Consider the following 8,520-nt stretch of genomic DNA (forward strand, 5'->3'; position numbering starts at 1 on the left):
AAGGCACTACGATGTTTGAGTTGCATAGCAATTTTACTTTCGATGGACAAACAGATATTGTTGATGGCGTTAGGCCAAGTAATCATGCCTTACACGAAACAGTAGAAATAACGCATGGAGTAACCAATAACTTTGAGATTGGATTTTATTTTTTTACAAACTATACAGGCCCGTATGGGTACAGATACGTAGGCTCTCACATTCGGCCACGGATAAGCGTACCCGAAAAATGGCACTGGCCCGTGGGCGTAAGCCTTTCAACAGAAATAGGTTTTCAAAGCAGTGACTATTCCACAGACACCTGGAGTATTGAAATAAGGCCGATCGTTGACAAGCAGTTTAATAATTTATATGTTGCTCTTAATCCAACGTTTGGAGTTGGTCTAAAAGGTAGTAGTGATCATTCGCCCTCATTTGAACCTAATATCAAAACGTCTTACACTTTTAATAAAGTTGCTCTCGGTTTTGAATATTATGGTAGCATTGGCCAGTTAGATAATGTTCCTAAATTAGCTCAGCAAAACCATGCGTTATTTGTTTCGGCCGACCTGGACATTGATCCAAGATGGGAAATCAATTTCGGCCCTGGCTGGGGGCTGACACACGCAACAGATGCATTCGTGTTTAAGGTTATCGTCGGCAGAAGGATAACCTGGAAGAAGGCAAAAAAATAAAAATTGTCGTAGACAAACGATTGCACACGTCCTTCTTTTTTGCTAACCACATTTAGTTACAATATTTCCGTAAATTCGACATGGCGTATAAACCACTTTACAAATACCTCTTTTCAATTTAATTCCCCATAATGCCTGGGTTGAAATATAAAAGATTGCTGTTGATTTTATTGGTTGTGATAATAATTGCAGCTTCGGCTTTTATTATCAGCGCTCATAATACTCCAATTGATTTCAACACACAGGTAAAGCCAATTCTAAATCATAATTGTATTACATGTCATGGTGGTGTAAGGCGCCAGGGAAATTTTAGTTTGCTCTTTCGTTCTGAGGCTTTGAAAAAAACGAAGTCAGGTAAATATGCGATCGTGCCGGGCCATGCGGATAGAAGTGAGATGATCCGCCGCATCAAACTAAATGATCCCGAAGACCGCATGCCTTATAAACATACGCCATTGAAAAGTGATGAAATTGACATACTAACCAAATGGATAAACCAGGGCGCTAAATGGGGCAATCATTGGGCGTATGTGCCGGTAAAAGAAGAAGAAGTGCCTGTACCAAAGTCTTCTTTCTTTGGATTAATTCCTGCAAAAAAAATTGATTGGGTAAAAAATGATATTGACTATTTCATCTACGATAAATTAAAGAAAGAAAATTTAAAACCTTCGCCCGAGGCGGACAAAGCTACTTTGTTGCGAAGAGTTAGTTTGGATATAACGGGATTACCACCAACAGAAGGTTTGGCAAATCAATTTTTAAATGACAACAGTAACAATGCTTATGAAAAATTAGTAGATGCTTTGCTGGCTTCGCCACAATATGGTGAGCACCTTACTTCCATGTGGCTCGATCTTGCACGTTATGCCGATACAAAAGGTTATGAGCGTGATGACAGCCGTACCATCTGGCGATACCGGGATTACCTCATAAATGCATTTAACGAAGACAAACCATATGACCAGTTTCTGATTGAACAACTGGCAGGCGATCTGTTACCCGGCGCAACGGATGAGCAATTGATAGCAACAGCCTTCAACCGTAACACCATGACGAATGATGAAGGTGGTACTGACAATGAAGAATTCAGAACGGCTGCTGTTATAGACCGGGTGAATACAACCTGGCAGGCTTTGATGGGTACAACGTTTGGATGCGTACAATGTCACAGTCATCCTTACGATCCGTTTAAGCACGACGAGTATTATAAATTTCTTGCCTTTTACAATAATACAAGAGACGAAGATACAGAAGCCGACTATCCTTTGCTTCGCACTTACAACACAGAAGACAGCGTGAAATTGATAAGGTTGATCAAATGGTTTAACGATAACGGTTATTCGCAACGGGCAAAAGAAATCTATACTTTCTTAAATACGTGGCAACCCGCTATTAATTCTCTTACGGCAGATTCGTTTGTAAACAGTGCATTGAGTGATACCAAATGGCTCGTATTACGCAACCACTCGATAGCCCGTTTGAAAAAAGTTGATCTTGACAATAAGAGTGAACTAATATACCGCTATAACGCATTTGTAAATAATGGTACCTGGGTTATTCATTTAGACAGCCCTGCTGGTCCCGTACTGCAAACAATGAAGGTTTCAAAAACAAAGGGCTGGACGATCACCAGTGTAGATATTGGTGCAGCTTCAGGTGTACATGATTTGTATCTTACTTATACGAATCCCGACTTGAAAACACCCGATGCCAACGGATTATTATTTGATTGGTTTTATTTTACGCAGCCGTTGCCCGGTAAGGATAAAGAAGGATATAATGAGGCGAAAAAAACTTTTTGGGACTTAGTAAATGCACCCGTAAGTACTACGCCAGTGATGATGGATAATCCTATGGACATGCATCGTGCCACGCATGTTTTTATTAAAGGAAACTGGCTGGTAAAAGGCGATTTGGTACAACCGGATGTACCGGAATCTCTGAATCCTTTTCCTAATAAAGCGCCACGTAATCGCCTCGGGATGGCCATGTGGCTGACCAGTAAACAAAATCCCTTAACGGCAAGAACGATGGTGAACCGAATATGGGAACAACTCTTTGGCAAAGGCATTGTAGAAACATTAGAAGACATGGGCACGCAGGGTGCGCCGCCTACACATAAAGAGTTACTCGATTATCTTTCCTGGCATTTTATGAATGACTACAAGTGGAGCGTAAAAAAATTAATAAAGGAAATCGTGATGTCCGCAACCTATCGCCAGGACTCAAAGGTTACCAGGGAATCAGAAGAAAAAGATCCGTTCAATAATTTTTATGAAAGAGGCTCACGGGTTCGGCTATCCGCAGAAGAAATTCATGACCAGGCGCTTGCCATTAGTGGGTTACTTAGCGGAAAAATGTTTGGCCCAAGTGTAATGCCATTTCAACCTGCAGGTATATGGCTCTCGCCCTATAACGGTCAGACCTGGCATAAAAGTGAAGGTGAGGATCAATACAGGCGGGCGGTTTACACGTATTGGAAACGAACGGCTCCTTATCCTGCAATGGAAAGTTTTGATGCATCGGCCAGGGAAGCATGTCTTGCCCGACGCATTAATACCAATACACCTTTACAGGCCCTGGTTACTTTAAATGATTCATTTTATTTGGATGCATCCCGTCATTTCGCTTATCGTATGATTGAAAGAGCAGGATTGAAAGATGTTGCAAAAACGATACAATGCGGGTATCAAATAGCAACTTGTAAACCGATTACGCAACCCAAACTGGCAGCCCTTGAAAAATTGTATAATGAAGCATATAGAAGGTTTGCCAAAAACGAAGAAAAGACTTGTGAGTTAATTGGTGAAGAAAGCGAACATAACAATCCCGGAACGGCAGCACTGGTAATTGTTGCGAGTGCAATTTTAAATTTGGATGAAATGATAACAAACAATTAAAAATTTGTAACGTGAATTTGTCTCCTTAATGATTCCCTGTTTCTAAGGAGAGTGGGGTTGGGGGTGAGGCTTAAAATAAAAAAATATGACACAAAAAGAATTACATCTTCAGCGTTTGGTTAATGAAGCAAATAAAAAAGCTTGTCAACTCAATAGCCGTCGTCATTTTATAAAGGAAAGTGCCATGGGACTTGGTGCCCTTGCTCTAGGTTCACTTTTACACAGTTGCGGACTTGGTTCATCATCAATGAATAATCAAATTGTCTTTGATCCCGCACACCCGTTAGAGCCTAAGTTGCCGATGTTTCCGGGCAAAGCAAAAAGCGTTATTTATTTGCACATGGCGGGTGCGCCATCGCAACTGGAATTATTTGATTACAAGCCAGACCTCATGAAGCTGGACGGGCAGGATTGTCCTGAGTCTTTACTGAAGGGCAAAAGATTTGCATTTATCCGTGGTGTTCCAAAAATGCTGGGACCGCAGGCCGCATTCGCCCAACACGGGGAAAGCCGGGCATGGGTGAGTGAAAATATGCCACACTTGTCAACGGTGGTAGATGAAATAACCTTTTTAAAAGCATGCACTACCGATCAGTTTAATCATGCCCCGGCACAGTTGCTGGTGCAAACAGGTTCGCCACGTTTAGGACGGCCAAGTATTGGTTCATGGACAACGTATGGATTGGGAACTGAAAACCAAAACCTGCCGGGATTTGTGGTATTAACTTCGGGCGGACAATTTCCGGATGCCGGTAAAAGCGTGTGGGGAAGCGGCTTTCTGCCTTCCGTTTACCAGGGGGTGCAATGCAGAAGTGTAGGAGATCCTGTTTTATTTATAGATGATCCGGCCGGCATGGACAGGGATTTACGCAAAGCATCCATAGATGCGATTAATGAAGTGAATCAACAGGAATTTAAAGAATTTAAAGACCCGGAAATATTGTCGAGAATTGCGCAATATGAGATGGCTTACAAGATGCAAATTTCGGTGCCGGAAATTATGAACATTAATAACGAACCGGATTATATTCACGAAATGTATGGTACCAAACCGAACAAAGCATGTTTCGCGAATAATATTTTGTTAGCAAGAAAATTGGTTGAAAAAGGGGTTAGGTTTGTTCAGTTATTCGATTGGGGCTGGGATACTCATGGCACCAGTGCCAGCACAGCAGTTGATGTGGGCCTTATTAATAAATGCCGTGAAGTGGACAAATCAATTACTGCCTTAATACTGGATTTGAAACAAAGAGGTTTGCTTGATGAAACATTAATAGTGTGGGGCGGCGAATTTGGACGAACGCCCATGATGGAAAACCGGGAAGGAAAACCAAATCCGTTTAAAGGGAGAGATCACCATGTGGGAGCATTTACAATTTGGATGGCAGGCGGTGGCATAAAGAAAGGATATTCGCATGGTGAAACGGATGAGATCGGTTATTATCCGGTAAGTGGCGCCGTTACTCCGTTTGATGTGCAGGCTACTATATTAAACCAGCTCGGCTTTGATCATGAAAAGTTCACGTACAATTTCCAGGGTCGTCCATACAGGCTAACGGATGTTTCCGGAAAAGTAATTGAAGAAATTATAGCATAATATTTATAGATTAAAGATGAATCAAAACAGGAGAAAATTTATTGAAACTACTGCATCAGCAACAGCCGCATTAATGTTAGCATCTATTCCGACATTCGCGGAAGCAAAACAATCAAAAGAAAATATGGATAATAAATTTGAATTAAAACTCTTAGCTACCAACTGGGGCTTTGAAGGTACGATGGATGCCTATTGTGATAAGGTGAAAAAAGCCGGTTACGACGGTATTGAAATCTGGTGGCCGATGGAGAAGGCAGGACAGGATGAATTATTTGTTGCGCTAAAAAAGTACCATCTCGAAGTTGGCTTTTTATGTGCAGGACACCAAAGCGACTACAACGAAAATCTACAGTTATTTAAACAAATGACCGAAGCCGCCGCAACAAATGCTATTCAAAAACCACTGTACATTAACTGCCATTCGGGAAAAGATTTTTTTAGTTTTGAACAGAGCAAAACATTTATAGATCATACGTTGCAACTTTCCAAACAAACAGGAATTCCTATGTACCATGAAACACATCGGTCACGAATTTTATTTGCTGCGCCTGTTGCAAAACATTACATGGAAAAAATTCCTGAGTTAAGAATAACATTTGATGTATCGCATTGGTGCAATGTAAGTGAAACGTTACTGCAGGATCAACCGGAAACTTTAGCACTTGCCACTGAAAGAGCAGATCATATACACGCGAGAATAGGCCATGCTGAAGGCCCACAGGTTAATGACCCGAGAGCACCCGAATGGGAAGCGGCATTACATGCGCATCTTGCATGGTGGGACGAAATAGTTAGTCGCAAGAAGAAGGCAGGAGAGCGCTTAACGATACTTACAGAATTTGGCCCCGCAGATTATATGCCTACAATGCCGTATACGCGGCAACCGTTAGCTGATCAATGGGGAATAAATGTATACATGATGAATTTGCTTCGCAAACGATATAGTTAAAGAAGAGTCAATAAGTCAATTTTTCAATATATAAAACCTGGTATTAAAAAAGTTCACAAAATTAATCACAAAGTAAGTTGTTTATTTGCCCCGATCCTTTAGGTCGGGGGTAAAAATGAATCCGTTTAATGGCTTTAGCCAAAAGAATTTATAACAGAGGATATTTGGCTAAAGCCGAAAACAAAAAAACTTTGCCCCCGACCTAAAGGATCGGGGCTATTGATTCGATAGGCCGGAGTGATTACTTAATACATAATACTTTTTGAAAACTTTTTATCAATAAATACTAACCTTTACATTGTCCAAATGGCTATTGATTAATCATCAATTACCATTGACAAATGACTAACGACAACCCGTAACTAAATGCTTCTTACCATCACCGAATTTATTGGCCGATTTCATGTACTGCTGGTACACCTGCCCATTGGCTTTTTGCTGATTGGTTTATTGTTGCAATGGCTTTCGGTTTATGAAAAATATCAAATATCACAACAAGTAATTAAGGTGATTATTTTTTCAGGAATGATTGCTGCCATCCTTTCGTGTATTACAGGTTACCTGTTATCCTTAAATGGAGACTATGACGAAAGCCTGGTTGGATGGCACATGTGGATGGGAATTAGCGTGGCTTCAATTTCATTTTTACTTTATGCAAGATTACTTTCAGGTAGGCTGGACATTTGGTATAAGCTACTTTCTGTTGCCTTATTAATTCTCATTTTTATAACAGGGCATCTTGGCGGTTCTCTAACGCATGGTTCCGATTATCTTACCTCTGCCTTATCTGATGAACCTGACTCTGTAGCGATCGTAAGAAAAGTAATTCCGAACATCGAAGAGGCGAATGCTTATGCTGATGTGATTCAGCCAATGCTACAAGCAAGATGCTATACCTGTCACAGTAAGAAAAGGCAAAAGAATAACTTACGGCTTGATAGCCCTGACTGGATATTAAAAGGAGGGAAGCATGGTGCCGTTCTCAATGCTAACCCGGAAGAAAGTAAATTGTTGAAACGGATATTACTTCCCCGCGAAGATGATGATCACATGCCGCCAAAACAAAAACCACAGTTCACCGAAAAAGAAATTGCCTTAATACATTGGTGGATTGATGAAGGCGCTGATTTCAATAAAAAAGTAAAGGATTTAAAACAACCTGAATTAATTAAACCTTATTTGCTTGCATTACAAAGTGATCATATCGAAAAAAAAGCAATTCCCATTATTCCAACGGAGCCTGTAAAAAAGGCTGATGAAAAAGATTTGCAGCCCTTAAAAGATAAAGGAGTGATCATAATTCCTGTGGCCCAAAACTCTAATTATTTAATGGCAAACTTTGTTTCTGCTATCAATATTACTGGGGCAGATATTAAATTACTGTTGTCAGTAAAAAAGCAATTAGCATGGCTAAAACTAAATGATGTAAATATTGGCGATAGTGCTTTATCTATAATAGGCCAATGCACAAATCTCACCTTATTGCAATTAAATAATACAAAGATTACGGATAAAGGTTTGGGATTGGTAAAGAACCTCGATAAGTTGCAATCGCTAAGTCTCGTAGGAACAAAGGTTACGGCGAAGGGAGTCATGCAACTTCAGTCGATAAAAGGGTTGCAGTCAATTTATTTATATCAAACAGGTGTAAATAAAAATGATTGGGCAGTTTTACAAAAGGCGTTTCCTAAAACAGAGATTGATAGTGGCGGTTACGTAGTTCCTTTGCTAGCGACCGATACAATAATTGTGAAGGCGCCGAAAACAAATAATTAAAAGGTGCTCAGGGAAAAAGTAACAAGGAAGGCTACTCGTAACTTAAGATTTGTTGATAATTTTTTTTGAATTCTTGAATGATATAAGCTTGAGAAATTAATTATTCTCGGTATCAGTATCGCCCTTTTTGGAATTTCCTGCGAACTTAGATGATTTGAGTTTCCCCAAAAGAAAACCAACCACAAACCCGCCAATGGCCCCGGCAAGAATTCCTGCGGAGACAATTCCAACAATTTCATTTGTCGTATGATTTTTTCCTGACAGAAGACTATCAGAAATAAACAAAATTGCCATGCTAATTCCAAAAATAAATTCGGTTCTGACTTTGTTATTCATGCCTGGTTTTTAGTCAATAAAAGTGATCTTCAAATATAAATAACACATACCAAAGAAAGGATACGAAGTTGCCTTCATTAGCGTTTAATGTGTAGTGCGCAATTTCCAAATTCAAAAAAAACAAATAGTGTGGCAACTCCGCTTCAGCAACTTCCATTCATAAATGCTAATTTTAGTGATTCTAAAATCCGAACTGATTGAATTCCCAAAGAATATACCTGCTTATTGTTTTGCTATTGTTTTTTGGGGACGCCTTTTCTCAGACTACCCCGGAACATCTCTCCAATT

General features: G+C 40.1%; 6 protein-coding genes. 5 read left to right on the forward strand and 1 reads right to left on the reverse strand.

What is annotated here, in order from left to right:
• From ACO1O5_RS00965 to ACO1O5_RS00985, 5 genes are all read left to right on the forward strand, one after another.
• The coding region (locus ACO1O5_RS00965) for a hypothetical protein (RefSeq protein WP_486267572.1) at positions 1–674 on the forward strand (674 nt) is incomplete at its 5' end.
• A 131-nt stretch (positions 675–805) separates the two neighbouring features.
• Positions 806–3,574 carry a DUF1553 domain-containing protein gene (locus ACO1O5_RS00970; RefSeq protein ID WP_486267574.1) on the forward strand — a complete coding sequence of 923 codons (2,769 nt, stop codon included), beginning with the start codon at positions 806–808 and terminating at the stop codon, positions 3,572–3,574.
• A gap of 85 nt (positions 3,575–3,659) precedes the next feature.
• Positions 3,660–5,171 (forward strand): DUF1501 domain-containing protein, encoded by a 1,512-nt coding sequence (locus tag ACO1O5_RS00975; RefSeq protein WP_486267576.1) that lies wholly within the window; start codon positions 3,660–3,662, stop codon positions 5,169–5,171.
• A gap of 16 nt (positions 5,172–5,187) precedes the next feature.
• Positions 5,188–6,120, forward strand: coding sequence for a sugar phosphate isomerase/epimerase family protein (locus tag ACO1O5_RS00980; RefSeq protein ID WP_486267578.1), 933 nt, complete (start codon positions 5,188–5,190; stop codon positions 6,118–6,120).
• 366 nt (positions 6,121–6,486) lie between these two features.
• A complete protein-coding gene (locus tag ACO1O5_RS00985; RefSeq protein WP_486267579.1) occupies positions 6,487–7,896 on the forward strand; it encodes a c-type cytochrome domain-containing protein in 1,410 nt (469 codons plus the stop codon).
• Positions 7,897–7,992: 96 nt separating this feature from the next.
• Here ACO1O5_RS00985 and ACO1O5_RS00990 read toward each other — a convergent pair whose 3' ends face one another.
• Positions 7,993–8,232 carry a hypothetical protein gene (locus tag ACO1O5_RS00990; protein WP_486267581.1) on the reverse strand — a complete coding sequence of 80 codons (240 nt, stop codon included), beginning with the start codon at positions 8,230–8,232 and terminating at the stop codon, positions 7,993–7,995.
• Between the last annotated feature and the right edge of the window lie 288 nt (positions 8,233–8,520).

The organism is Ginsengibacter sp., assembly GCF_057362405.1.